The 24,491-nt window shown below is 70.9% G+C and carries 19 protein-coding genes and 1 riboswitch; of the genes, 7 read left to right on the top strand and 12 right to left on the bottom strand.

All coding sequences use genetic code 11. The features are described from left to right. The 5 genes from H036_RS24995 to H036_RS0116810 form a co-directional block, all read right to left on the bottom strand. Positions 1–2,184: a methyl-accepting chemotaxis protein gene (locus H036_RS24995; RefSeq protein ID WP_017935973.1), complete on the bottom strand. Its 2,184-nt coding sequence runs from the start codon at positions 2,182–2,184 to the stop codon at positions 1–3. A 121-nt stretch (positions 2,185–2,305) separates the two neighbouring features. Beyond that, a complete protein-coding gene (hemQ, locus tag H036_RS0116825) occupies positions 2,306–3,055 on the bottom strand; it encodes a hydrogen peroxide-dependent heme synthase (RefSeq protein WP_017935972.1) in 750 nt (249 codons plus the stop codon). An 18-nt stretch (positions 3,056–3,073) separates the two neighbouring features. After that, positions 3,074–4,432, bottom strand: a complete 1,359-nt coding sequence (locus H036_RS0116820) for an aminotransferase class V-fold PLP-dependent enzyme (protein WP_051068714.1) — start codon at positions 4,430–4,432, stop codon at positions 3,074–3,076. 16 nt (positions 4,433–4,448) lie between these two features. Beyond that, positions 4,449–4,564: riboswitch (SAM riboswitch) on the bottom strand. Between the two features lie 64 nt (positions 4,565–4,628). After that, the gene (locus H036_RS0116815; RefSeq protein ID WP_017935970.1) at positions 4,629–5,957 is read right to left on the bottom strand and encodes an FAD-dependent oxidoreductase; all 1,329 of its coding nucleotides are present in this window, start codon (positions 5,955–5,957) and stop codon (positions 4,629–4,631) included. Positions 5,958–6,033: 76 nt separating this feature from the next. Beyond that, entirely contained in the window at positions 6,034–6,537 is a 504-nt protein-coding gene (locus tag H036_RS0116810; protein WP_017935969.1) for a flavin reductase family protein, read from the bottom strand. Positions 6,538–6,766: 229 nt separating this feature from the next. On the opposite strand from H036_RS0116810, the gene H036_RS0116805 reads away from it, so the two are divergent. After that, positions 6,767–8,116: a glutamate decarboxylase gene (locus H036_RS0116805; protein WP_017935968.1), complete on the top strand. Its 1,350-nt coding sequence runs from the start codon at positions 6,767–6,769 to the stop codon at positions 8,114–8,116. A gap of 5 nt (positions 8,117–8,121) precedes the next feature. Here the strand turns inward: H036_RS0116805 and hemE are convergent, their stop codons facing one another. After that, on the bottom strand, positions 8,122–9,198 hold the full coding sequence (gene hemE, locus H036_RS0116800) for a uroporphyrinogen decarboxylase (RefSeq protein WP_157417509.1): 1,077 nt from the start codon (positions 9,196–9,198) through the stop codon (positions 8,122–8,124). Between the two features lie 69 nt (positions 9,199–9,267). Here hemE and H036_RS0116795 point away from each other — a divergent pair, with 69 nt between their 5' ends. Together H036_RS0116795 and H036_RS0116790 are read left to right on the top strand one after the other, a co-directional pair. Continuing rightward, the gene (locus H036_RS0116795) at positions 9,268–9,891 is read left to right on the top strand and encodes a DUF3000 domain-containing protein (RefSeq protein WP_036488857.1); all 624 of its coding nucleotides are present in this window, start codon (positions 9,268–9,270) and stop codon (positions 9,889–9,891) included. Next, positions 9,888–11,195, top strand: a complete 1,308-nt coding sequence (locus tag H036_RS0116790; protein WP_017935965.1) for an HRDC domain-containing protein — start codon at positions 9,888–9,890, stop codon at positions 11,193–11,195. Before H036_RS0116795 ends, H036_RS0116790 begins: the two co-directional genes overlap by 4 nt. Before the next feature lie 53 nt (positions 11,196–11,248). On the opposite strand, the gene H036_RS0116785 is transcribed toward H036_RS0116790, so the two are convergent. From H036_RS0116785 to H036_RS0116770, 4 genes are all read right to left on the bottom strand, one after another. Beyond that, positions 11,249–12,607, bottom strand: coding sequence for an ABC transporter substrate-binding protein (locus H036_RS0116785; RefSeq protein WP_026146125.1), 1,359 nt, complete (start codon positions 12,605–12,607; stop codon positions 11,249–11,251). Between the two features lie 342 nt (positions 12,608–12,949). Continuing rightward, positions 12,950–13,552 (bottom strand): hypothetical protein, encoded by a 603-nt coding sequence (locus tag H036_RS23335; protein ID WP_017935963.1) that lies wholly within the window; start codon positions 13,550–13,552, stop codon positions 12,950–12,952. 55 nt (positions 13,553–13,607) lie between these two features. Then, entirely contained in the window at positions 13,608–17,525 is a 3,918-nt protein-coding gene (gene hrpA / locus H036_RS0116775; RefSeq protein WP_017935962.1) for an ATP-dependent RNA helicase HrpA, read from the bottom strand. A gap of 120 nt (positions 17,526–17,645) precedes the next feature. After that, a complete protein-coding gene (locus H036_RS0116770; RefSeq protein WP_017935961.1) occupies positions 17,646–18,227 on the bottom strand; it encodes a TetR/AcrR family transcriptional regulator in 582 nt (193 codons plus the stop codon). Between the two features lie 50 nt (positions 18,228–18,277). Between H036_RS0116770 and H036_RS0116765 the strand changes: the two genes are divergently transcribed. Together H036_RS0116765 and H036_RS0116760 are read left to right on the top strand one after the other, a co-directional pair. After that, positions 18,278–19,816 (top strand): flavin-containing monooxygenase, encoded by a 1,539-nt coding sequence (locus H036_RS0116765; RefSeq protein WP_017935960.1) that lies wholly within the window; start codon positions 18,278–18,280, stop codon positions 19,814–19,816. Continuing rightward, on the top strand, positions 19,813–20,643 hold the full coding sequence (locus tag H036_RS0116760; RefSeq protein ID WP_017935959.1) for an SDR family NAD(P)-dependent oxidoreductase: 831 nt from the start codon (positions 19,813–19,815) through the stop codon (positions 20,641–20,643). Before H036_RS0116765 ends, H036_RS0116760 begins: the two co-directional genes overlap by 4 nt. 90 nt (positions 20,644–20,733) lie before the next feature. Here H036_RS0116760 and H036_RS0116755 read toward each other — a convergent pair whose 3' ends face one another. Further along, positions 20,734–21,825 (bottom strand): FUSC family protein, encoded by a 1,092-nt coding sequence (locus tag H036_RS0116755; RefSeq protein ID WP_017935958.1) that lies wholly within the window; start codon positions 21,823–21,825, stop codon positions 20,734–20,736. Continuing rightward, complete coding sequence (locus H036_RS0116750) at positions 21,825–23,012, bottom strand: site-specific DNA-methyltransferase (RefSeq protein WP_017935957.1); 1,188 nt, start codon at positions 23,010–23,012, stop codon at positions 21,825–21,827. Before H036_RS0116750 ends, H036_RS0116755 begins: the two co-directional genes overlap by 1 nt. A gap of 61 nt (positions 23,013–23,073) precedes the next feature. On the opposite strand from H036_RS0116750, the gene H036_RS23330 reads away from it, so the two are divergent. Both H036_RS23330 and H036_RS0116740 read left to right on the top strand, forming a co-directional pair. After that, complete coding sequence (locus tag H036_RS23330; protein WP_157417507.1) at positions 23,074–23,802, top strand: matrixin family metalloprotease; 729 nt, start codon at positions 23,074–23,076, stop codon at positions 23,800–23,802. Positions 23,803–23,899: 97 nt separating this feature from the next. Next, on the top strand, positions 23,900–24,487 hold the full coding sequence (locus H036_RS0116740; RefSeq protein ID WP_017935956.1) for a mismatch-specific DNA-glycosylase: 588 nt from the start codon (positions 23,900–23,902) through the stop codon (positions 24,485–24,487). The last annotated feature ends 4 nt before the right edge of the window (positions 24,488–24,491 follow it).

Here is a 24,491-nt window from a genome sequence, read left to right as displayed (position 1 = left end):
TCAGTAGCGGAAGGTGCCGACCAGGCGGTCCAGGGTGGTGGCCATCCCGGCGAGCTCGCCGGCGGCCGCGGAGGTGCCGTGCGCGCCCTGCTGGGTCTCCGCGGCAGCACCGGCGACCTTGGTGATGTCAGCGGCGATCCCGTTGGCACCGGTCGCGGCCTCGGTCACCGACCGCGCGATCTCATTGGTGGTAGCGGTCTGCTCCTCCACCGCAGAGGCGATGGTGCCGGTGATGTCGTTGATCTGACCGATCACCGCAGTGATCTGGGTGATCGCCTCCACCGCATTGGTGGTATCACCCTGGATCGCCTCGATCCGACGCCCGATCTCCTCGGTCGCCTTCGCGGTCTCACCCGCCAGCTCCTTGACCTCGTTGGCCACCACCGCGAACCCCTTACCGGCATCCCCGGCCCGGGCGGCCTCGATGGTCGCGTTCAACGCCAACAGGTTGGTCTGCTGCGCGATCGAGGTGATCAGCTTGATCACCTGAGAGATCTCGGCCGAGGAGGCATCCAACGAGTTCACCGCACCCCGGACCTGCTCGGCGACCCGGACCGCGTTCGCGGCCACACTGGAGGCATCGGTCGCATTACGCGCGATCTCCCGAATCGAGGAGGACATCTCCTCGGCCGCGGTCGCGACCGTGGCGATGTTGACCGAGACCTGCTCGGCCGCGGCCGAGACGTTCCCCGCCAGATCCGAGGCCTGACCCGTGCCCCGGTTCATCTCCGCGGAGACAGCGGTGAGCTCTTCGGCGGCGGCGGCCATCGAGGTCGAGGTCTGCCCGATCTCGGTGATGCTGCCACGTAGAGCGCTCGCCAGACCCCGCAACGCCTCGGCGACCTGACCCAGCCCGTCCTCACCACTCACCGCCAGCTCACCGGTCAGATCACCCGCCGCCAGACCCTGCGCGTAGGTCAACATCACCGCCACCCGAGCCGCGTCCTCGCTCGCCTGGGCCGCGACCTGCGCGGCCCGGGCACGTTCCTCCGCCGCCGCGGCCTGCTCCCGAGCCCGCTCCGCAGCTTGGGCCCGCTCGGCAGCCTCACGCTGCTCGGCCTCGACCTGCGCGTCGCGTTCACGGCGCTCGCGCTCCATCTGCGCCTCCCGGGCCACCCGCTCGGCCTCCGCAGCCGCACGCTCCTCGGCCTGACGCGCCTCGGCCTCGGCCCGCTCCACCGCGGCCCGCTGCTCCGCAGCCGCCCGCGCCTCCCGCTCGGTGGCCGCGGCCGCCGAGGCCACATCGGCCTGGTTCAACGACTCCACCACCGCATCGATCGACGTCGCGATCGACCCGATCTCATCAGCATTCCTGTGCTCCACCCGCTTCGAACGATCACCCGAGGCGATCGACCGCAGCACCTCCACCACCCGCTGCAACGGCCCAGTGATCGAACCGATGATGAAGAACGCCACCGCGATGAACAACAACGCACCGATGATCGCCACGACCGCCAGACTCAACCGCAACGAGCTCAGCGAGTCGTTGCTGGCCTTGTTGTCCGAGGCACTGGCCTGGTCAGCGCCCGTGGTGAGGGCGGTGAAGGCCTTGTCGATCGCCATGTACGGGCCGTAGGCCTTGATGATCGCGACACGCGACGCACCGGCCTCGTCGCCCTTGTGCATCAAGGTGATGGCCTTGTTCTGGATGTTCTCGTGGTAGTCGACAACCAGCTTCTTGACGGCCTCGAACTGCTTCGCAGCGGCTTGGCCCGCAGCGTCGCCGCCCTGGACCAGGCTGATCGCCTTGTCGAGCGAGTCGATCGTTGCCTGGTAGTCGCTCAGGACGTACCCGACGCTCGTCTGGGTGATGCCCGGCGACTCCGACTCGATCGGCGGCGAGTTCAGCGCCGACTCCATCATGTCGTCGCTGGCGATCCAGGAGTTGCGCGCGGCGTTCATCGCCGCGATCGCCTGGTCGGTGGTGGCCGAGGTGCCGTTCGCAGTCAGCAGCGGTCCGATCCGCAGCACACCGATGCCGGTCATGACCGCGAAGACCACGATCGCGATGACCGCCATCGCCCACAGCTTCTGCTTGATCGTGACGCGCCTGAGAAGGCCGACGTCGGCGCGGCGCTGGCCGTCCTCTTCGCCCTCGGGGCGGTGCCCCCTCGAGCGCTCGGTCGGGTTCTCGTGCAGCTGTGTCGGGCGCTCGGTCTCGCGCTCGAAGGCCAACGTGGCCATGGGGTCCTCCAACGGGTCTGGGGTCGCTGGACACCATCGGCTGAGCCGTCGCCGGACGAAGCAATACTGCTGAGTAGCCGACTGCTCGCGACGTTTCACCCCACGAGCAGTCGGCCCGCAATCAGGGCAGCTGCTGCAGCAGCTCACTCACCTCGACGCGGCGGCCGGTGTAGAACGGCACCTCCTCGCGCACGTGGCGCCGGGTCTCCGAGCCACGCAGGTGCCGCATCAGGTCGACGATCCGGGACAGGTCGTCGGCCTCGAAGGCGAGGATCCACTCGTAGTCGCCCAGGGCGAACGACGGCACCGTGTTGGCGCGCACGTCGGGGTAGTCGCGGGCCATCTGGCCGTGTTCGGCCAGCAGCGCTCGGCGCTCACCGTCGGGCAGCAGATACCACTCGTAGGAGCGGATGAAGGGGTAGACCGCGACGTAGTCGTGCGAGCGCTCGTCGGCGAGGAACGCCGGCAGGTGGGAGCGGTTGAACTCCGCCGGGCGGTGCAGCGCCATCTGCGACCACACCGGGGTGAGCCGCTGCCCGAAGGCCGTACGGCGCAGGCGGTGATAGGCGCGCTGCAGCTTGTCCGAGGAGTCCGCGTGCAGCCACAGCATCAGGTCCGCGTCCGCCCGCAGCCCCGCCACGTCGTAGAGACCGCGCAGCACGACATCGTCGGCCGCGAGCTCGGCCACCAGCGCCTCGACCTCGGCGATCTCCTCCTCGCGGACCCCGGACTCGGCGTCGCCGAACGGGTCGTCCAGCGCGAAGACCGACCACATCGTGTAGCGGATAGCGGCGTTGAGCTCGTTGATCTTCGCGGCGTTGGTCTTGAGGTGGGCCTGCGGGTCGGCGGCACCGGTCTGCGGGGTGGTCATGCCTCTATTGTGCGGGGCTCATCCGCGGCACGATGAGGCGGTCCGGGCCAGCTCGGCGAGCCCCGCGATCCGGGGCAGCGGCCGCGGGTCCTCGGCGAGGCCCCACAGGCCGTCGGCCAGCCGGTAGCGCTGCTCCAGCTCACCGGCGGCCCGAGCGGCCAGGAAGGCGCGCAGGCCTGCGAGCAGCCGGTCGACGTCCTCGCTGCCGGTGCCGAGACCGACGCTGGCGCGCAGCGCGCCCTCGACCAGCCCGAGCCGCGTCACCAGCGGGTGCGCGCAGAACTTGCCGTCGCGCACGCCGATGCCGTGCTCCGCCGACAGGTACGTCGCCACCAGTCCGGCATCGGCCCCCTCGACGGTGAAGGTGACCACGCCCACCGGCGGCGCCGAGTCCTCCCACAGCGTGGCGATGGTGACCTCCGGGATCTCTGCCAGCCCGGCCACCAGCCGCTGCCGCAGGGCCTGCTCGTGCTCCTCCCAGACGACCGGGTCGAGCGCCGTCAAGGCCTCGCAGGCCGAGGCGATCGCGAGCGCGCCGAGCAGGTTCGGCGTACCGCCTTCGTGGCGCGCTGGTGCCGGCGACCAGGTCGCCTCCTGAACCGTGACACGCTGGACGGAGCCACCACCGGCGAGGTACGCCGGAGCCTCGTCGAGCCAGTCGCGCCGGCCGACCAGGGCACCGGCGCCGTACGGGGCGTAGAGCTTGTGTCCGGAGAACGCGACGTAGTCCACGTCGGTCGACGCCAGCGAGAAGCGGCGGTGCGGCAGCAGTTGGGCGCCGTCGACGAAGACCCGGGCCCCGTGCTCGTGCGCGAGCGCGACGACCCGGTCGATGGGCAGGCTCTCGCCGGTGACGTTGGAGGCCCCGGTGAGGGCGACCAGGGCGTGTGGACGACCGACCAGCTCGGCCTCGAGCCGGGCGAGCGTGCCGGTGACGGTGGCCTCTCCCGTCACCACCGTGACGCCGTGGGGCGAGCGCTGCCAGGGCAGCAGGTTCGCGTGGTGCTCCACGTCGAGGACGAGCGTGCGCCCGGGAACGGCGGAGGCGAGCAGGTTGACCGCGTCGGTGGTGTTGCGGGTGATCACCGCGACGTCGCTCTCGCGAGCACCGACGAAGGCGGCGATGGTTCGACGGGCCTCCTCGTAGAGCGCGGTCGAGACCTGGGAGAGGTAGCCGGCGCCGCGATGGACGCTGGAGTACCACGGCGTCACCTCCGCGATCCGGGCCGCGACGCTCGCCAGCGCGGGGGCGCTCGCGGCGCCGTCGAGGTTGGCGTAGCGGACCCAGCGGCCGTCCAGCAGCGGAACCAGCGTCTCGTCGCTGGCCAGCGGCAGCAGCGCCTCGATCGGCTCGGTGGCAAGGGTGGACAGGGACATGACGATCACCTCGTGTCGCTCGCGCTTGCCCAGCGTCACCGCGACGTGGGCCTGGTCGTCACCCGGAGCACCCCGCCGCGATCGGAGGGTTGCCCGCCAGCTAGCCGGGGCTTGGCGCTGGCAGTCATGACCTGCCGGAGAGTCTAGGGCATCCGTCCGACAGATTGTCGAGTTTGTCTACCGAGATATGAGACGCTCAGCCGAGCCGGAGGTCGGTGACCGCACGCCGGGCGGAGCCGATCACCGCCGGGATGCCCACCCCGTCGTACGCCGCCCCGCAGACCACGATCCGCCGTGCGCCCGAAGACCCGCCCGAAGACCCGCCCCAGGCCGCAGCCACCGACGCGCGCACCCGCTCGACCAGGTCGAGGTGCCCGACGGCGTACTGCGGGAGGCCGTCCTCCCAGCGCTGCACGTGCACGTCGACCGGGGCGACCGTCACGCCGAGGATCGACTCCAGGTCGCGGCGCGAGGCGGCGACCAGCTCGTCGTCGACCGCGCTGATCGTCTCCCCCGCCCGGCCCAGAGAGGTGCGCAGCAGGAGCAGGTCCCCGTCGGCGGTCCGGCCGGCCTGGCGCACCCAGTCCCACTTGGCGAAGGAGAAGGTGGCGGCCTTGATCGCCGTCGGCTCCACCGGCGGGACCAGGAAGCCGGAACGATCCCCGCCCAGGCCGAGCCCGGCGGTGTCGAAGGCGAAGGTGACCACGGCGCTGGTCGCCGACTCGATCCCGCCGAGCAGCTCCGCCGCCTCGGGGACGACGCCGGCGAGCAGCCGGGCGGTCGGCGCCGCGGGTGTGGCCAGCACGATCGCATCGGCATCGAGGTCGCCCAGCGAGGCCACCGGCGAGGACAGCCGTACGTCGAGGCCCTCCGCCAGCCGCTGGGGCAGTCGGCCCATCCCGCCCTCGAGCCCGGCGAAGACCGGCGCGGGCGAGGTCGGCACCGCGGCAGCCTGCGGCGTCAGCGGACCTTTCGCCAGCATGGTGAGCAGCTGCGGGACGGCAGCACGGGCCGAGATCCGCCGGGCACGGCCGGCGTAGACCCCACCGAGCAGCGGCTCGACGAGCCGGTCGGTGACCTCCTCGCCGTACCGCTCCGCGACCAGGTCGCCCACCGAGACGTCGCCGTCCGGCATCGCGACCGGCAGCGTCGCCTCGGCGCGTACGCGGGCGAGACCGGCAGCGCTGAGGACGCCGGAGGTGGCGAGGCCCTCGACGTCCATCGGCACGCCCATGATCGAGCGCGGCATCGGCCGCAGCTCGCCGCGGGACAGGATCCGGGAGGTGGCTCGGGTCGGATGCACCACCGGCAGGCCCAGGTCGGAAGCCAGGGCCACCCCCTCGGGACGCCGCGCCAGCATCGCCTCGGCGCCGACGTCGACGCGCACACCCGCGATGCTCTCCGTCCGGAGCTTGCCGCCGACCCGGTCGGAGGCCTCGAGCACGATCACCTCGTGGCCGGCGGCGCTCAGCTCCCGGGCCGCGGCCAGGCCGCCGATCCCTGCTCCCACGACGATGACGCGCACCGTTCGAGTTTCGCAGGTGGGACCCGACGGGGTCGCGGCCGGGTGCTGACCGCGACCCCTCGGGCGTCGTGGGGGGTCAGCCGGCGAGGCGGCCGAACCCGGAGCGGTGGAAGACCAGCGGCTGGCCGGCCGCGTGCTCGGCGGCGTGCAGCCGCAGCAGCACGATCATGTGGTCACCCGCCTCCACCTCGCGGTAGATGGTGCAGTCGAAGCGGGCCAGGCCCTCGTCGAGGGTGAGCGCGCCGTCGCCGGAGACCGAGACGGCGATACCGTCGAACCGGTCGTCGGGCTCGCCGGCCAGCTGCCGGCAGACGTCGCCGTGGTGCTCGGCCAGGATCGTGACACCGAGGTGGGTGGCGCGGCGCAGGTCGGGCCAGGTCTTCGAGGTGCGAGCGATCGAGAACGACACCAGCGGCGGATCCAGGCTCACCGAGGTGAACGACGAGGCGGCGAGACCCACCGGACTGCCGTCCACCACGGCCGCCACCGCGACCACACCGGTCGGGAAGACGCCGAAGGCCTGCCGCAGTGCGACCGGGTCGAGATCCTGGTTGGTGGTCAGGGCCGACAAGCTGGTCATGAATGTCCTCTCGGGACCGGAGTCATTAATCAGATTCTTTATTATCTTACTCGACATATTGTGCAATGCGAGGAAGGCCGCCGTCGTGGACAGCGCGGCGCGGATCTGGAGCCGACACGTCTGTATCCGCCGAGTCGCGGTGACGCGGTTCCCCGGGGCGGCGTCACGGCGTACGGTGATCTGAACGGCGGTGCGCGGACACGAGCCGACTCGACCAAGGAGCAGCCCCATGCCGAGTCTCGATCCTCGCCCCGACCTGAGTGTCGTCGCTGCGACGTCTCTCCCCGCTCAGGGGATGTCAGCTCGCGACGCCGCCATGATCGTTCATGACGAGCTGATGCTCGACGGCAACGCCAGGATGAACCTCGCGACGTTCGTGACGACCTGGATGGAGCCGGAGGCCGAGCTCCTGATGGCCGAGGCGTTCCCGAAGAACTCGATCGACAAGGACGAATACCCCTCGACCTCCCAGATCGAGGCGCGGCTGGTCTGCATGGTCGCCGACCTCTTCCACGCGCCCGGCCTCGAACCCGACGACCCGGCTTCGGCGACGGGCGTGAGCACGATCGGCTCCTCCGAGGCGGTGATGCTCTCCGGCCTGGCGATGAAGTGGCGCTGGCGGGCTGCCCGGAAGGCGGCCGGCGAGGATGCCGCCCGACCGGTGCTCGTGCTGGGCAGCAACGTGCAGGTGGTCTGGGAGAAGTTCTGTCGCTACTTCGACGTCGAGGCGCGCTACCTGCCGGTCCAGCCGGGCCGCTACGTCATCACTCCCGACCAGGTCCGGGCGGCGGTCGACGAGAACACCATCGGCGTGGTGGCGATCCTCGGCACCACGTTCACCGGGGAGTACGAGGACGTGGCCGGCATCGCCGCCGTCCTCGACGAGCTCGCCGCGGCCGGTGGTCCCGATGTCCCGCTGCACGTCGACGCCGCCTCCGGCGGCTTCGTGGCACCGTTCCTCGATCCCGACCTGGCCTGGGACTTCCGCCTGGAGCGGGTGCGATCCATCAACGTGTCGGGCCACAAGTACGGTCTGACCTACCCCGGCATCGGCTTCGCGGTGTGGCGCTCGCCGGAGGACCTGCCCAGCGAACTCATCTTCCACGTGAACTACCTCGGCGGAGACATGCCGACCTTCACGCTCAACTTCTCCCGGCCGGGGAGCCAGATCGCCGGGCAGTACTACAACTTCCTTCGCCTCGGCGGCGCCGGCTACACCCGGATCATGACCGAGCTGCGCGAGGAGGCCACCTGGCTGGCCGGCCGGATAGCCGCCGAGATGCCTGTCTTCACCGTCATCGCCGATGGCTCCGCGCTGCCGGTGCTCGCGCTGGGGTTGGCCTCAGATGCGAACTTCACCGTCTTCGACGTCTCGCACGAGCTGCGCTCCTTCGGCTGGCAGGTGCCGGCGTACACGATGCCGGCTGACGCGGAGCAGGTGGCGGTGCTGCGGATCGTGCTGCGGCACGGCTTCAGCGCCGACCTCACCCGACACTTCGCCGCGGATCTCGCCGAGGTGGTCGTCAAGCTTCAGGAGCACGGCTCGGTGGGCTCCTCAGCGCAGCACTTCGCGCACTGAGCCCCTCAGGCCGACGGGTAGGACTGGACGAACTCCGTCAGCCGCTTGAGCTGGTCGGGGTCGGTGGACGGGATGACGCCGTGACCGAGGTTGAAGATGTGGCCCTTGGCCCGCCGACCGGCCTCGATCACCTCGGCCGCACGGGCGGTCATGACCTCGGTGGGCGCGAAGACCAGCGTGGGGTCGAGGTTGCCCTGGACGCCGCGATCGGGGCCGATCCGGTCGATCGCCCAGTCCAGCGGCGTGCGCCAGTCGACACCGACGACGTCGGCACCCGCCGCGCCCATCTGGTCCAGCAGCAGTGCGGAGTTCACCCCGAAGTGGATCCGCGGGACCGCCCGGTCGCCCTGGCGCAGCGCACCCGCGCGCTCGAGCACCGAGGTGGAGTAGGGCCGCACGTAGGTGCGGTAGTCGGTCGGGTTGACCGCGCCCGCCCACGAGTCGAAGAGCTGTACGGCGGAGGCCCCCGCGGCCACCTGCACCTCGAGGAAGGCCGCCGAGATGCCGGCGACCTTGGTCATCAGCGCCTCCCACACGTCGGGCGCGCCGAACATCAGGGCCTTGGTCTTGGCGTACTCCTTCGAGGGGCCGCCCTCGACCAGGTAGGAGGAGACGGTGAACGGGGCTCCGGCGAAGCCGATCAGCGGAGTACCGCCGAGCTCGCCGACCAGGTTGCGCACGGCCTCGGTGATGAAGGGCACGTGCTCGGGCGTCAGGTCCTCGATGGCCTCGACGTCGGCGAGGGTGCGCACCGGGCGGTCGACGACGGGGCCGACGCCCGGCTTGATGTCGACATCGACGCCGATCGCCTTGAGCGGGAGCACGATGTCCGAGTAGAAGATCGCCGCGTCGACGCCGTAGCGGCGGACCGGCTGGAGGGTGATCTCGGTGATCAGCTCGGGGTTCATGCACGACTCGAGCATGGGGACGCCCTCGCGCACCTTGAGGTACTCCGGGAGCGCACGACCCGCCTGGCGCATGAACCACACCGGCGTGTGCTGAGGCGTCTCCCCGCGAGCCGCCTTGAGGAAGGCGGAGTCGGCCAAGCGGGGGTCAACAGTGCCTGTCTTGGGGGAGTTCACGCTGCGATCGTCGCACCAGGACCGGCGTGTTCGCACATCCGTACGAGTCCTGGGACCTACTCTGAACGCATGGTCGTTCGGGAGGAAGCACGCCCGGGCACGGGTTCGGCTGTGCCGGATGCGTTCCGTGCTGCGGTCGCGTCGATGCACGCCGCCACCCTGCGACCGGAGATCTTCTGCGAGGAGATGCCGGCGCCCCAGCGGATCGCGCCGTACGCAAGCGCCCTCTCCGCCGATGTCACGGTCGACGACGTGGACCTCGGCACCGGCCGGCTGATCCTGCTGCACGACCCGGAGGGCAACGAGGCGTGGGCCGGCGGTACGTTCCGCTGTGTGCTCTACACCCGCGCGGAGGTCGAGGCCGACCTCATCAGCGACCCCATGCTGGGCGAGGTCGGCTGGTCCTGGCTGACCGAGGCGCTGGAGTCCCACGGCGCCGCCTACCTTGCCGCGTCCGGCTCCGTGACCCGCGTCGCCACCGAGAGCTTCGGCGGGATGGCCGATGAGGCGGCGACCGCCCAGGTCGAGGTCCGCGCGTCCTGGACGCCCGCCGCCGACGAGATCGGGTACGCCGACATCCGTCCGCACGTCGAGGCGTGGGCCGAGCTGATGTGCACCGCGGTCGGCTTGCCGCCGGTCCCCGAAGGGGTCGCGGTGATCCCCAGCCGGCGTGGCCAGCGAGGGCCCGCGTGAGCAAGAAGGCGACGGAGACGCCGGACAGCACCACGGATAGCGCCGACACCGGACCAGACTCCGGCGCCGACACCGAGCAGATCCCTGAGCAGCAGTCGCCGCTGCTCACCCTGCGCGACGGACTGCCGCCTGTCACCGACACCGATGCCGGCCTGCTCGAGGCCGCCGCGGCGATCGCGGCCGGCACCGGTCCGGTCGGCATCGACGCCGAGCGCGCCTCCGGCTACCGCTACAGCAACCGCGCCTACCTGATCCAGCTGCGCCGGGAAGGGTCCGGCAGCTGGCTGATCGACCCGATCGGGCTGACCACCCTGGAGCCGCTGGCCGAGGCGCTGGCCGGCACCGAGTGGATCCTGCACGCCGCCACCCAGGACCTCCCGTGCCTCGCCGAGGTCGGGCTGCGGCCGGCCTCGCTGTTCGACACCGAGCTGGCCGGGCGCCTGCTCGGCTACCCGCGCGTCGGCCTGGCCACGCTGGTGGAGACGGTCCTCGGCTTCCACCTGCTCAAGGAGCACTCGGCCGCCGACTGGTCGACCCGGCCGCTGCCCTCGTCCTGGCTGGAGTACGCCGCCCTCGACGTCGAGGTGCTGGTCGAGCTGCGCGAGTCGCTCATCGCCGAGCTGGAGGCCACCGGCAAGTCCGAGTGGGCCCGCCAGGAGTTCGAGGCGGAGCTGTCCTTCGAGCCCGCGCCGCGTACCGAGGCGTGGCGGCGTACCTCCGGGATGCACCGGATCCGCGGCCGCCGCGAGCTGGCCCTGGTCAGGGCGCTGTGGGAGACCCGCGACGAGATCGCCCAGCAGCGCGACGTCACACCCGGTCGGATCATCCCCGACGCCGCGATCGTCGCCGCCGCCGCGGCCGCACCGACCGACCGCGCCACCCTGCTCGGGGTGAAGGGCTTCCACGGCCGGGGTGCGGAACGCTACGCCTCCCGGTGGATGGCCGCGATCAAGGCGGCGCTGGCGCTCAGTGACGACGAGCTGCCCTCCCGCAACCCGCGCGGTGACGCCTCGCCGCCTCCCCCGCGCGCCTGGGCGGAGAAGGACCCGGTCGCGGCCCGCCGGCTGACCCTGGCTCGCGACGCGATCGCGCAGCTGGCCGAGGAGAAGAGCGTCCCGCTGGAGAACCTGCTCACCCCCGACTACCTGCGCCGGGTGATGTGGACGCCTCCGGTCACCCGCGATCCCGGCACGCTGTTGGACGAGGTGGCCACCCAGCTCTCGGCGTACGGCGCCCGAGGGTGGCAGATCGCCCTGACCGCGCCGCTGCTGGTCGACGCGGTGCTGGGGGCGGACGCGGACTAACGGCTGCGGTTGTGACCCCCAGGGGTCAGAACCGACTCAGGCGACCTACCGGCTCAGGAGCCGTTCGCCGAGGCAGAACCCGACGCAGACGGACTGGGGCTGAGCGACGCGTTGAGCGCGCCGAAGATCGGCTTGCTGGTGGCGTCGATCTCGGCCGTGGTGCCGCCGACGTCGGCGCCCGGCTTGAGCAGCTGCCCGATCAGGCCGCCCACCTGACCGTCGAGGGTCGCGAGTGTCTCGGACGGGATCGGCAGGATGTGCATGGACCGGGTGTTGTTGACGAACACCTTGGCGTGGAGGGGCTGCTGGGTCGGCTGCAGGAAGTCGTCCGACATCGCGACCTCGGTGTTCACTGGGACGATGAAACCGGACTGCGCGACCAACGACACCGCCGGCTTGGAGACCAGGTAGGCGAGCAGGTCGGCGGCGGCCTGGGTCTGCTTGGTGTGCGCGCTCAGGCACAGCCCGGTGTAGTCGCCGATCGTGGTCGTGCCCGACACCGAGGGCAGCGAGATGACGTCCCAGTGCAGTCCGGGGTGCTCGCGCAGCTCGGGCACCAGCGAGCGGTCGCCGACCAGCATGCCGAGCTTGCCCTGCTCGAACCACTGCAGCGCAGTGTGCTTCTTCAGCTGTCGGTCGCTCAGCATCGCGCCGTGGCCGCTCAGCACGGGCAGGAGCTGGTCCCAGGTGTTCTGGTTGCTGGGGTCGGAGAACGCCAGCGAGGTCGGCTGCGACTCGTCGTCGACGACCTTCCCCTTGCCGGAGTAGAGGTACGGCGCGAGCCCCTCCACCGTCTTCGGCAGCGAGAACGCCCTGATGCCGGCAGCCGGGCGCGACGCCCAGCTCACGGCTGCCGCGAAGGTGGGGATCGTCCAGCGTCCGCTGTCGAGGTTGCCCGGCGTGGCCAGGCCCTCGGCGCTCATCGTGGCGAAGTCGACGATGTCGGTGTTGTAGTAGACCACCTGGGGCGTGGCGGCGTACGGCATGCAGGTCAGGTGCCGATCGGCCGAGAACGCCTCCAGCGCCTCACGTGAGTAGGCATCGCCGAGATCGACGTTGCGTGCGGCGAGCAGCTCGTCGACCGGCGAGATGAGCTTGTCCTTCTCCAGCACGTCGAGGTCGCCACGACCGGAGAGGAAGACGTCCGGCGCCGGCTTCCCGGCGGTGAGGTCGCTCATCATCGCGGCGGCGCTCGGCCAGGTCTCCAGCGTCAGCGTGACCGACTGCTGGGCGGCGTCGTAGTTGTCGACGGCCTGCTTGTAGGCGGCGATCTCGTCGGAGCTGCCGTAGAACCCGACGGTCAGCGCGGTGGGCTTGGCACTGACGGGGGCCGAGGGCCTGGGCGAGTGCGCCTGCTTGGCGGGATGGTCGTCACCGCCGCCGCAGCCGGTCAGGGCGAGAGCCCCGATCACGGTGAGTGCGATTGCTCCGGCGACCGTCCGAACCGACCTCAACCCGACGCCTCCACTTCGCGTGTTCCTCTGACCGCTACGGCCGGTTCACTGTAGCGGGCCGCGCCTAGGTGGAGGCTGTCAGCGGGAGGGTGGGAATCGTCACCACCACGATGAGGAGCACGCCGGACCGGGAGCGCCTCACGGCGCGTGGCCGCTCGTAGCGGCTTATTTTGGGACCCGGGGCTGCCACGGCCCGACGTGCTCGATGTCTATTTTAACGGCCCCTGCCCAACGCCGGCGCATTCTGCGCGGACGCGTTGCATCCGTGCAGGTCAGGGCGGGGAGAAAGGTGTCCCGCCCTCAGTGCAGCCGGCCCTCGAGCTCGAGATGACCTGCCGCCTCCAGCTGCTCGGAGAGGACGAGTGTGTGGCGCACCTCGGCCGGGTCGTACTCCAGCGCCGCTCGGCCGACGGCGACGACGCGGGCGAAGGCGGCCGCGCGCAGCAGTACGTCGGCGAAGTCGCTCGTGGCGATGCCGCGCAGCACCTGGTCGACCAGTGCCTTCAGCTCCTCGGGCCCCGGCGGCTCCGCCACACCCGCGACGACGCGGGCGACCGGCGCACCGCGGCGGCCGGCGTCGAACTGCCGGGCCAGCTCGAGCGGCTCACCGTAGACCCAGTTGCGCAGCAGGAAGAGCCGCCACAGGCAGCCGGCGAGCGAGTCGGCGGGCGAGCCGGCCCACACCTCGGCGATGGTCTCGATGCCTTCGGTGTCGGCGAGGTGCAGCAACCGCTCGGCGACGGCCGGGTCGTCGCTACTCCGTGCGCCACGGACCAGCACCGTGGCAGCCCGGTCGGCGGCCTCGCGGACCTGGATCGGGTCGACTCCGCCGGCGACGCTCTCGAGGAACCTGTCCCCCGGCTTCATCGGCCGGTGGTGCGGCCGCTCGGAGCCGCTGCTCATGCGAGGCCCCCGATCGGGGAGCGGCGCGGCGATCGCAGCGAGAGGATGACGGTGTTCATCCCAACACTTTACGAATCCGCTGGTCACTGACCGTCTGGGCGGTGCCGAGGTGTTGCGCCCACAGCTGCACGCGGTACTCCTCCAGCATCCACCGCACCTGTCGCAGCCGCTCACCAGGCGGACGGCCCGGGGGCAGCGCCGCGACCTGGTGCAGGTAGTGCTCCTGGAGGTCGGCGATCCGATCGTGCAGCACCCGGTCGGCGTTCGGCCCCTTGTTGGGCCCGGCCTCGTCCAGCCTGCGGCGACGCTCCACGATCGCGGCCAGGTACGTCGGATATCGCCGCAGCTGGGCCTCGGCCTGCCGGATGAACCCTCCGTGACCACGCAAGGCCTCACCGCCGGACGCCGTCCCCATCAGCCGCGCGAGCTGGTCCTTCATGTCGGTCAGGGCCGGCAGCTGGTAGATGTCGGCGCGCCCGCTCAGCGCCTTCTCGGTCTCCCGCCAGGCGGCCAGCGCGCGCAGCGCGTCGCCGAGCACCGCCGCCACCGCTGCATGGTGCTCGGCCGGGCTGCCGAGCGCGGCCAGCAGCTGGTCGAACGACGCGCGCGTCATGGCCCGCGGCCGTGCGTCGACCACCTGCTGCACCACGGCGGCGCGGCAGTCCTCCACCAGCGCCTGCGTGTTCGGATACGGCGTGGAGGCCAGTGCCAGCTTGTCGGTGAGGGACAGGTCGTCGATGACCCGCTTGACCGTCCCCCGGTGCTCGAGCCGGTCCAGAGCGAGCAGCAGGACCCTCGTCACGCCGAGCCGGTGGCGTGCCTCGGCCTCCTCCAGCGAGCCGCAGACGACGACGCCCGCCGTGACGGCACCGGTCGCGCCCGGCTCCTCATCCAGCGCGGGATAGACGGTGACCTCGTGTCCGGCACGCTTCTCGGTGACGGTGGGGGGCAGGTCGCCGATGTCCCAGTCGGTCAGGCCGCTGCGGGTGAGGCCGGCATCGGCGGCCACCTCGGCGATGGCCTGTCGGAACTCGCCGGCCAGCGGCGCCTTCAGCGCCGCCAGGTCCTTGCCGCGTGCCCGCTCGCGGCCGGCCTCGTCCACCACCCGGTACGTCGGACGCAGGTGCTCGGGGACCTTCGCCCAGTCCCACGCCTCGCGCGGCAGGTGCACGCCGGCGGTGGCACGGCCCCAGCGCTCCAGCGCGTCGAGCAGCGGTTCCTCGCCCGCCGGTGCCTCGGCCAGGAACTGCCGGGCCTTGTCCGGCGCCGGTACGAAGCTGGTCCGCAGGTGCTTGGGCAGGCTGCGGATCAGCGCCGTGACCAGCTCCTCGCGCAGGCCGGGCACGTTCCAGGAGAAGTCGTCGTCGCCGACCCGGTTGAGGGTGGCGACCGGGACGTCGATGGTCAGGCCGTCCTCGGCGGTGCCGGGTTCGAAGTGGTAGCCGATCTCGAAGGTCAGCGGACCGGACTCCCAGGTGGTGGGGAACTCGTCTGCCGAGACCTCCACCTCGCGGGTGAGCATGTCGAGGTCGAAGGTGAGCAGGCTCTTGTCGCGCTGCTGCTTCCACCAGCGGTCGAAGTGCGCGCCGCTGACGACGTTCTCCGGCAGCCGGGCATCGTAGAAGTCGAAGAGGGTCTCCTCGTCGACCACGATGTCGCGACGCCGGGCGCGGTGCTCGAGCTCGCGCGCCTCTTCCAGCAGCGCGGCGTTCTCGCGCAGGAAGCGGTGATGGGTCTGCCACTCGCCGTAGACCAGGGCGTGCCGGATGAAGAGCTCGCGGGCCAGCGCCTGGTCGATCCGGCCGTAGTTGACCAGCCGGTCGGCCACGAGCGGTACGCCGTACAGGGTCACCCGCTCACGCGCCATCACGGCGGCTCTCTTGCGGGACCAGTGCGGCTCGGAGTAGGTCCGCTTGAGCAGGTCGCCGGCGAGGCGCTCGGCCCACTCGGGCTTGATCTCGGCGTTCTGCCGGGCCCAGAGCCGCGAGGTCTCGACCAGCTCGCCGGCCATCACGAACGGCGGGTTCTTCCGGTGCAGCACGCTGCCCGGGAAGATCGCGAAGCGGGTGTTGCGGGCACCCAGGTACTCCCGCGGCCCCGTTCGCTTCGGCCGCTCGCCCCGGCCGCCCTGACCCTGTCCCTGACCCTGTCGACCGGGCTCGCGCTCCTCGAGCAGGCCGATGTGCGACAGCAGGCCGGAGAGCAGCGCCTGGTGGATGCCGTCGGCGTCGGGGGTGTCGGCCGGCTGACCGAGCTGGATCTTCATCTCCTTGCAGACCTGCCGCAGCTGTGACTCGAACTCCTGCCACTCCCGCACCCGCAGGTAGTTGAGGAACTCGCGCTTGCACATCCTCCGGAAGGCGCTGGAGGAGAGCTCGCGCTGCTGCTCGCGCAGGTAGCGCCACAGGTTGAGCCAGGTGAGGAAGTCACTTCGCTCGTGCTTGAAGCGGGCATGGAACTGGTCGGCCTGCGCCTGCTCCTTGGGATGGTCCTGTCCCGGTCGCTCGCGCGGGTCCTGCAGGCTCAGCGCGGCGGCGATCACGATCACCTCGCGCGCGCAGCCGAGACGCTCGGCCTCGAGCACCATCCGCCCCAACCGCGGGTCGATGGGCAGCCGAGCCAGCTTCCTCCCCATCTCCGTGAGTCGGGACTTTCGCTGCGTCGAGTCGGGCTTTTTGTTGCCTTGATTCGGGGATCCGAGCGCGCCCAGCTCCTCCAGCAGCTGTACGCCGGCCGCCACGTTGCGGCTGTCCGGAGCCTCGACGAACGGAAACCGGGCGATCTCCCCGAGCCCGAGCGAGGCCATCTGCAGGATCACCGAGGCGAGGTTGGTGCGCAGGATCTCCGGGTCGGTGAACGCCGGGCGGCCCTCGAAGTCCTCCTCGGAGTAGAGCCGGATCGCGATGCCGGCCTCGACCCGGCCGCAGCGACCGCTGCGCTGGTTGGCGCTGGCCTGCGAGATCGGCTCGATCGGCAGCCGCTGCACCTTGCTGCGGGCCGAGTAGCGACTGATCCGCGCGACCCCGGTGTCCACGACGTACCTGATCCCGGGGACCGTCAGCGAGGTCTCGGCGACGTTCGTGGCGAGGACGACCCGTCGCCCCGTGTGCGGCTGGAAGACGCGATGCTGCTCGGCCGCGGAGAGCCGGGAGTAGAGCGGGACGATCTCGGTGCGGGGCAGGTCGGTCAGTGCGTCGGCGGTATCGCGGATCTCGCGCTCGCCGGGGAGGAAGACCAGGATGTCGCCGGGCCCCTCGGCGGAGAGCTCCTTGACCGCGTCCACGATCGCCTCGGTCTGGTCGCGGACAACCGGCTCGCCGTCCTCGTCATCCTCCGGAAGCTCCATGAGCGGGCGGTAGCGGACCTCGACGGGATAGGTGCGCCCCGACACCTCGATGATCGGCGCCGGCTCGCCCGTCCGGGGATCGCTGAAGTGCTCGGCGAAGCGAGCGGTGTCGATGGTGGCAGAGGTGACGATCAGCTTGAGGTCGGGCCGGCGAGGCAGCAGTCGCTTGAGGTAGCCGAGCAGGAAGTCGATGTTCAGCGAGCGCTCGTGGGCCTCGTCGATGATGATCGTGTCGTAGCGCTTCAGGTCGCGGTCGCGCTGCAGCTCTGCCAGCAGGATGCCGTCGGTCATCAGCTTGATCCGGCTCGCCGACGAGGTGCGGTCGGTGAACCTCACCTGGTAGCCGACCAGCTCCCCCAGCTCGGTGCCGAGCTCCTCGGCGATCCGCTCGGCCACCGAACGGGCCGCGATCCGCCGCGGCTGGGTGTGGCCGATCAGGCCGCCGCTGCGCCCATCACCGGTCCGGCCGGCGCCGCGGCCGAGCTCGAGGCAGATCTTCGGCAGCTGGGTCGTCTTTCCCGAGCCGGTCTCGCCGGCCACGATCACGACCTGGTGGTCGCGGATGGCGGCCGCGATGTCCTCGCGTCGCTCGCTGACCGGAAGCTGCGGCGGGTAGGTGATCTCCATGTCACCTCCATTCTCCCCGACGCCACCAGTTGGTTATCGGCCTGCCCGGTCGGCGTGACCGTTCCATGCTGTCCCGGCTGCCCTGGCTGACCACCCGCCCTGGCCGTCCGTGCCGGGCGGCTAACCGGTGACCGCCACCAGCGCCGGCAGCGAGCCGGCCAGCAGCGCGACGAGCTGCTCGCGCGTGACCTCGCCCGGGTCGGCGACCCAGGTCAGCACCAGCTCCTCGGCGAAGGCGGCCCAGGCCTTGACCAGCAGCCGGGCGGTCGGGCTGTCGGGGATGAGACCGGTCTCGTCCTCGTCGAAGATCCGGTCTGTCAGCGCGGCGCGCGCCTCGTCGTACACGTCCTGGAGGGTCGGGTCGGAGGCGGCGCCCCGCACCAGCGAGAGGTAGCCCTCGTGGTTCTCCTCGACCCAGTCGAGGTAGGCGGTCATCGACCGCATCAGCCGCTCCAGCGGGTCCCCCGTGGTCGGTGGGGCGGTCTTGGCGATCAGGTCCCCTGCGGCCCGGCGCACGACTGCCTCACGGAAGCCGAGCTTGTCCCCGAAGTAGTGGTAGAGCAGCCCGCGCGAGATTCCCGCCTCCTGCGCCATGACGTCCACGGAGAGCTCCTCGAGCGATCGCCGCGCGAACAGCCGTACGCCGAGGTCGAGCAACTGCTCGCGTCGCTCCGCAGGAGACAGCCGGATCCGGGAGGCCATGCAGGAGAGTCTATTGACATCTGTTCAATAAGCAACCTACCGTCGGGTACATGACTGAGATCGAGGTCGACCATCTGATCATCGGGGCCGGTTTCGCCGGCCTGTGCGCGGCGATCAAGCTGAACGAGAGCGGCGAGCGCGACTTCGTCGTGATCGAGAAGGACAGTGACGTCGGCGGCACCTGGCACATCAACACCTACCCGGGCGCCGAGTGCGACGTGCCGAGCCAGCTCTACAGCTACTCCTTCGCGCTCAACCCGGACTGGTCGAAGGTCTACTCCCCGCAGCAGGAGATCTGGGACTACACCAAGCGGGTGGCCGACTCCTCGGGTGTGCTGGACCGGTTCGTGCTCGACACGGCCGCCGAGGAGTCGCACTGGGACGCCGAGCGGCAGCGCTGGATCGTCACCACCAGCGCGGTCGGGAGCGGGGCGCGGACGACGTACGCCGCCCGCACGCTGATCGCCGGCAGTGGCGGTCTCTCCGAGCCGAGCCTGCCCGACATCGAGGGCATCGAGACGTTCGCGGGCCACACCTTCCACTCGGCGCGGTGGGACCACGACGTCGACCTGGCCGGCAAGCGGGTGGCAGTGATCGGCACCGGTGCCTCGGCGATCCAGCTGGTCCCCGAGGTCGCCAAGGTCGCCGGCCGGCTCGACGTCTACCAGCGCACTCCCAACTGGATCATCCCGCGCAACGAGCGGCACTTCAGCACGCTGGAGAAGACCGTGTTCCGGTATGTGCCGGGCGCGCAGCGCGCGGTCCGGGCCAGTGTCTACGCAGCGCTCGAGGCCCGGGTGCCGGCCTTCACCCGCTTCCCCAAGGCGATGGCAGCGGTCGAGGCGCAGGTCAAGCGCAACATCGCCAAGGGCATCTCCGATCCCGACCTCCGCGCCAAGGTCACGCCCGACTACCGGGCCGGCTGCAAGCGGATCCTGGTCTCCAACAAGTGGTACCCGGCGCTGGACCGCGACAACGTCGAGCTGATCACCGACGGGATCGCGCGGGTGACGTCGACGGGCATCGTGGCCCAGGACGGGACGGAGCGCGAGATCGACGTCCTGATCATCGCGACAGGCTTCCACGTCACCGACCCGCCGATCGCCCAGCACATCACCGGCCGCGACGGTCACACGCTCGCCGACGTCTGGTCGAAGACCGGGATGCGTGCCTACAAGGGGACCACGATCCACGGCTTCCCGAACCTGTTCCAGCTCGTCGGCCCCAACACCGCCCTCGGGCACAGCTCGATGATCTTCATCATCGAGTCGCAGGTGCGCTACGTCGTCGAGACCGTCCGGGCCATGCGTCGCGACGGGCTGGGGGCTGTCGAGCCGACGCTCGCCGCGCAGGATGCCTGGAGCGACGCCGTCCAGCGCCGGATGCGGCGCACGGTGTGGACCACCGGCGGCTGCGCCAGCTGGTACCTGGACCAGTTCGGCCACAACACCACGCTGTGGCCCGGCCAGACGTTCACCTTCCGCCGTCAGCTCTCCCGCTTCGACCCCGACAAGTACGACGTCACCGCCCTCAGCACCGTGCCCTCGGACAAGGGCACCCCGACCGCCAAGGAGGCAGTCTCCGCATGAAGAACTTCAAGGACAAGGTCGTCGTCATCACCGGCGCCGGCTCGGGCATCGGTCGCGCACTCGCCCTCGACTTCGCCGGTCGTGGAGCCCGACTGGCGCTCTCCGACATCAACGAGGCCGGCCTCGCCGAGACCGTCGACGCGGTCAAGGACAAGGGCGCCGAGGTGCGGTCGGACCGGCTCGACGTCGCCGATCGGGCCGCCTTCGAGGCCTACGCCACCGAGGTGCTCGCGCACTTCGGTGTCGTCAACGTGGTGGTCAACAACGCCGGCGTGGCCCTGGCCGGGGACCTCGTGGACCTGGAGTGGCAGGACATCGACTGGATCATCGGGATCAACTTCTGGGGCGTGGTGCACGGCACCAAGTTCTTCCTGCCCGCGCTCATCGAGTCCGGCGACGCCCACATCGTCAACATCTCCTCGCTCTTCGGACTGGTCTCGATGCCCGGCCAGTCGATGTACAACGCCGCCAAGTACGCCGTACGCGGCATGACCGAGGCGCTGCGCGAGGAGATGCTGATCGCCCGTACCGGGGTCGGCGTCACCGCCGTCCACCCGGGCGGCATCAAGACCGCCATCGCCCGCTCGGCGCGCACCTCGGCCAAGGAGGACCAGGTGGCCACGGCGAAGTTCTTCGACGAGAAGCTCGCCAAGACGACCCCGGAGAAGGCCGCCGAGGTGATCATCCGCGGCATCGAAAAGAAGCAGGCCCGGGTGCTCGTCGGGCTGGACGCGCATGCGCTCCACAACTTCGGCAAGTTCACCGGCTCGCGCTACCAGGACCTGATCGCCCTGGGAGCGCGGCGCGTCCTCCCGCCCAAGCGTTGATTCGGGGTTTCCGCAGGCCCGATTCGTAAGAAATGCCGCCTCGAGTCCGGATCATTTCTCCGGACTCGAGGCCGCATTTTCCACGATTCGTCAGGCTAGGGCCGGCAGCGCGTCCGTCGCCTCGAACTGTCCCATCCCGGTGAGCTGCAGCAGGTCGACCAGCACGGAGCGCAGCTGCAGCAGCACGCCCTCGGCATTGATCACCTGCGAGCGCGGCACCTTCGCGGTCGCCTCGCCGATCGAGAGCAGCTCCTCCTGCACCGCGCTCGCCATCCGGTTGGCCCGCAGCTCGACGCAGATCCGGTCGGTGGCCTGCGCGAGCCGCAGGGCGAGCTCGGCGTACTCCTCGGGGACGGGCTGCCCGCGGTAGGCGGCGACCGCCACCTGCCGGACCAGCACGCGGGTGGAGCGCACCGCCCGGTCCAGGGGTTCGACGAGCTCGCCGATAGCCCGGACGTGCTCGCGGTGGCGCAGCCGGAACGGACTGGAGGCGACCACCGACATGCCCTCGTCTGCCGCCGCCTGCAGCTCGCGCACCAACGGGTCGGTCGAGCGTGCCTCGGCCAGCACCGCCATCCCGTGCACCGCGTCGGCCTCGCGGATCACCTCGGCGGCCGCACGCAGCAACGTGGAGATCTTGCTGACCACCAGCGCCGCCTGTTCGCGCGGCTTGCGCAGCGGAGCGGCCGGCACCGCCGTCGCGGCGACGAGTGCGACAGCGCCGCCGACCAGGGCCTCGGTCCAGCGGGTCCAGATGCCGTTCCCGCCGGGCAGCATCGCGGTGACGAAAATCGACTGCACCGCAGCCTGGTTCTGGAAGATCACGCCAGCGTCGAGCAGGATCGCCACGCTGAACGCCAGCGCCACGATCAACGCGAGCTGCCACGCCCCCTGCCCCAGCCAGGCCACGAAGAGGTCGCCGACGAGGACGCCCAGCGAGACACCGAGCGAGACCTCAGCCACCCGCCGCAGCCGCTGGCCGTAGGAGGTGCCGAGAGAGGCGACCGCGGCGATCGGCGCGAAGACCGGGGTCGGGTGTCCGAGCAGGTGCTTGGCGATGAACCACGCGACCGCTGCCGCGACCGCACACTGGACGATCTGCCAGCGCTTGGCGCGCCAGCGGGCCAGGCGCACCCGCATCGAGGTACGACCGCGCGCGACCCACTGCTCACGATCGCTCATCAGTCGCCTTCCTCCAGTCCTCCGCCGAGCGTCTCGGCCACGGCCCGCAACCGGGCCCGGGTGATCTCGGCGACCGTCGCCAGCCCGGCACGCTCGGCGTTGGAGCCGACGCGCGTGGGTTCGGCGTGATTGACCGACACACACCTACGCCGCCCACCATCCGCGGCGTTCTGCAGCGCCACCGCGTGCCCCGTGGTCCCGGAGCCGGCGAAGAAGTCCAGCACTCGGGCATCGACCGGCATCGTCTGCAGGATGCGGCGCAGGAGGCCTGTCGGCTTCGGCGACTCGAAGACGTGCCCGACCAGCGCCTTGAGCTCGGCGACGGCGGTGTCGGTCGAGCCGACCTCGGCAGCGGTCCAGATGGTGCGCAGCTTCTTGCGCCGCGGCAGCCCCTCGCCGCCGGCGACGGCGAGCCAGTCGCGCTGGTAGATGTCGACCCGCTCGCCCAGCTTGCCGGTCACGCGCCGGCAGACCAGGTCCTCGGCGCGCTCGGTGACCAGGGGTGCGCTCCAGCGCCACACGGCGGGTGCGCCATCGCCGAAGACCGGCTTGATCTCGACCGCGCCCTCGAACGGGGTCGCGCTCACCCGGCCCGACTCCGGATCTCCCCAGAGCGCGTAGTGCAGCGTCGGCGCGGTGACCGGGTTGAACTTCTTGTTGGTGTTGCGCAGCGGCAGTCGCCGGTAGCGGCGGCCGTCCTCGGCGACCAGGCGGAAGTCGGCCTCGTCGACCAGGTCCGGGGAGGACGCGTCCAGCACACACGTGCGGGCGTCGAGGGCGTAGACCAGCAGGTACTCGTGCGACGTGGCGAAGCCCTTGCCGAGCTGGCGGCCCTTGGCATTGAGGTTGACGACGACCTGGGCCAGGAAGTTGGCCTCGCCGTACACCTCGTCGAGCAGCAGCCTGAGGTAGGCCACCTCGTTGTCGTCGATGGAGACGTAGAGGGCGGAGCCCGGCGCCATCACCGCCCGGGCGGCCTCCAACCGCGGGCGCATCATCGCCACCCACGCCTCGTGCCGGCCCTTGCGCCGGCCGTCGGCGCCGCGCAGGTCGTCGTGGTAGGCGAAGGCGCTGCCGGTGTTGTACGGCGGATCGATGTAGATCAGGTCGAAGGTCGCACCCTCCGCGGCGAGTCGGCGCAGCACCTCGAGGTTGTCCCCCTCGATGAACGTGTTCCACGGCCGCACAAGCCGAACCCTATGCGGCGAGGGCGTGCACACGTTGCAACGCACCGGCATAGTGAAAACCATGGGGAGGACGGCTCGCTCGACGCCACTGCTGATGCTGATGGCACTCATGCTGACCTTGGGCGCCCTGCTCGTCACGCCGACGGCGATCGGGCAGCAGTTCCGGGTGCTCGTCCACTTCCGCCAGCCGAGCCGGGTGCTGCCGGCCGTGCCGGTGCCGGACGCCGGCGGTCCCTACGCCTTCGAGCAGACCCAGCCGGGCAGCAAGGACCCGGTGACCTACAGCCCGTGCAAGCCGATCGAGTACGTCGTCAATCCGACCGGCGGGCCGCGTGACGCGCTCACCTTCATCTCCGCGGCGGTGGCCACCATCAGCCGCGCCTCGGGCCTCGCGTTCCACGACGACGGCATCACCGACGACACCGACTTCGAGCACCGCAACGCCGACGACCCGGTGCTGATCGGCTTCGTCAAGCCCGGTGCGATCAAGGGGATGAGCGTGGAGAGCGGCCACATCGGGCTCGGCGGCAGCACCGCCTACGACGTCGGCTTCGGCCACCGGATGTACCGCACCGGCATGGTCGCGCTGCGCACGGACTGGTTCTCCACGCCCGACGTCAGCCGGGCCGAGAAGCAGGCGGTGGTGATGCACGAGCTCGGCCACGTCGTCGGGCTCGACCACGTCAAGGATCCACACGAGCTGATGGACGCCGAGAACACCGGCGTCACCACCCTCGGCCCCGGCGACCGCGAAGGACTGGCGCTGCTCGGGCGCGGCAGCTGCCGCTGACCACTCGACCCGTCGAAAGTGACCACTCGACCCGCGGAAAGTGACCTCTCGGGTCGCCGAAAGTGACCCCTCGGCGCGAGGTCTGGGAGGGTGAGGCATGCCCCGCTTCAGCCGTGCCGAGCTCGAGTCGTTCCGGGACGCACAGGTGCCTGACCTACTCCCCCACCAGGGCCAGGACCTCAGGCTGCTGTTCGTCGGCATCAACCCCGGTCTGTGGACCGCGGCGACGCAGACCCACTTCGCGCACCCGGTCAACCGGTTCTACCCGGCGCTGCTCCAGGCCGGGATCATCACCCGCCCGATCGACCCAGCTGCCGGGATGAGCGAGGAGGACCGCGAGCACCTGCGCAGCCGTGGCATCGGCATCTCCAACCTGGCGCATCGTGCAACCGCCCGGGCCTCGGAGCTGAGCAGCGACGAGCTGCGTGCCGGAGGCGAGATCCTCACCGCCCTGGTGGAGCAGCGGCGACCTCGGGTGGTGGCCGTCGCCGGGATCACGGCGTACCGGACGGCCTTCGGCCTGCCCAAGGCGAGCCTCGGGCCGCAATCGGCCGGCCTCGGCGGCGCGGAGCTGTGGGTGGTGCCCAACCCCAGCGGTCTCAACGCGCACGAGACGGTCGCCTCGCTCGCGCTGGCCTACGGCGAGGCGGCACGTGCTGCGGGGATCTCGACGACGTCGGGCTGACCCG

This window comes from Nocardioides sp. Iso805N (assembly GCF_000364605.1).
Lineage (GTDB): Bacteria > Actinomycetota > Actinomycetes > Propionibacteriales > Nocardioidaceae > Nocardioides.
The sequence above is the reverse complement of the archived record's forward strand: the minus strand, read 5'-3'. Positions and strand labels throughout refer to the sequence as shown.

What these genes read in the sequence shown, in the direction of transcription:
- H036_RS24995 (WP_017935973.1), bottom strand. Translation starts at nt 2,184, where the DNA reads ATGGCCACGTTGGCCTTCGAGCGCGAGACCGAGCGCCCGACACAGCTG.
- hemQ (WP_017935972.1), bottom strand. Translation starts at nt 3,055, where the DNA reads ATGACCACCCCGCAGACCGGTGCCGCCGACCCGCAGGCCCACCTCAAG.
- H036_RS0116820 (WP_051068714.1), bottom strand. Translation starts at nt 4,432, where the DNA reads ATGTCCCTGTCCACCCTTGCCACCGAGCCGATCGAGGCGCTGCTGCCG.
- H036_RS0116810 (WP_017935969.1), bottom strand. Translation starts at nt 6,537, where the DNA reads ATGACCAGCTTGTCGGCCCTGACCACCAACCAGGATCTCGACCCGGTC.
- H036_RS0116805 (WP_017935968.1), top strand. Translation starts at nt 6,767, where the DNA reads ATGCCGAGTCTCGATCCTCGCCCCGACCTGAGTGTCGTCGCTGCGACG.
- H036_RS0116795 (WP_036488857.1), top strand. Translation starts at nt 9,268, where the DNA reads ATGGTCGTTCGGGAGGAAGCACGCCCGGGCACGGGTTCGGCTGTGCCG.
- H036_RS23335 (WP_017935963.1), bottom strand. Translation starts at nt 13,552, where the DNA reads ATGAGCAGCGGCTCCGAGCGGCCGCACCACCGGCCGATGAAGCCGGGG.
- hrpA (WP_017935962.1), bottom strand. Translation starts at nt 17,525, where the DNA reads ATGGAGATCACCTACCCGCCGCAGCTTCCGGTCAGCGAGCGACGCGAG.
- H036_RS0116770 (WP_017935961.1), bottom strand. Translation starts at nt 18,227, where the DNA reads ATGGCCTCCCGGATCCGGCTGTCTCCTGCGGAGCGACGCGAGCAGTTG.
- H036_RS0116765 (WP_017935960.1), top strand. Translation starts at nt 18,278, where the DNA reads ATGACTGAGATCGAGGTCGACCATCTGATCATCGGGGCCGGTTTCGCC.
- H036_RS0116760 (WP_017935959.1), top strand. Translation starts at nt 19,813, where the DNA reads ATGAAGAACTTCAAGGACAAGGTCGTCGTCATCACCGGCGCCGGCTCG.
- H036_RS0116755 (WP_017935958.1), bottom strand. Translation starts at nt 21,825, where the DNA reads ATGAGCGATCGTGAGCAGTGGGTCGCGCGCGGTCGTACCTCGATGCGG.
- H036_RS23330 (WP_157417507.1), top strand. Translation starts at nt 23,074, where the DNA reads ATGGGGAGGACGGCTCGCTCGACGCCACTGCTGATGCTGATGGCACTC.
- H036_RS0116740 (WP_017935956.1), top strand. Translation starts at nt 23,900, where the DNA reads ATGCCCCGCTTCAGCCGTGCCGAGCTCGAGTCGTTCCGGGACGCACAG.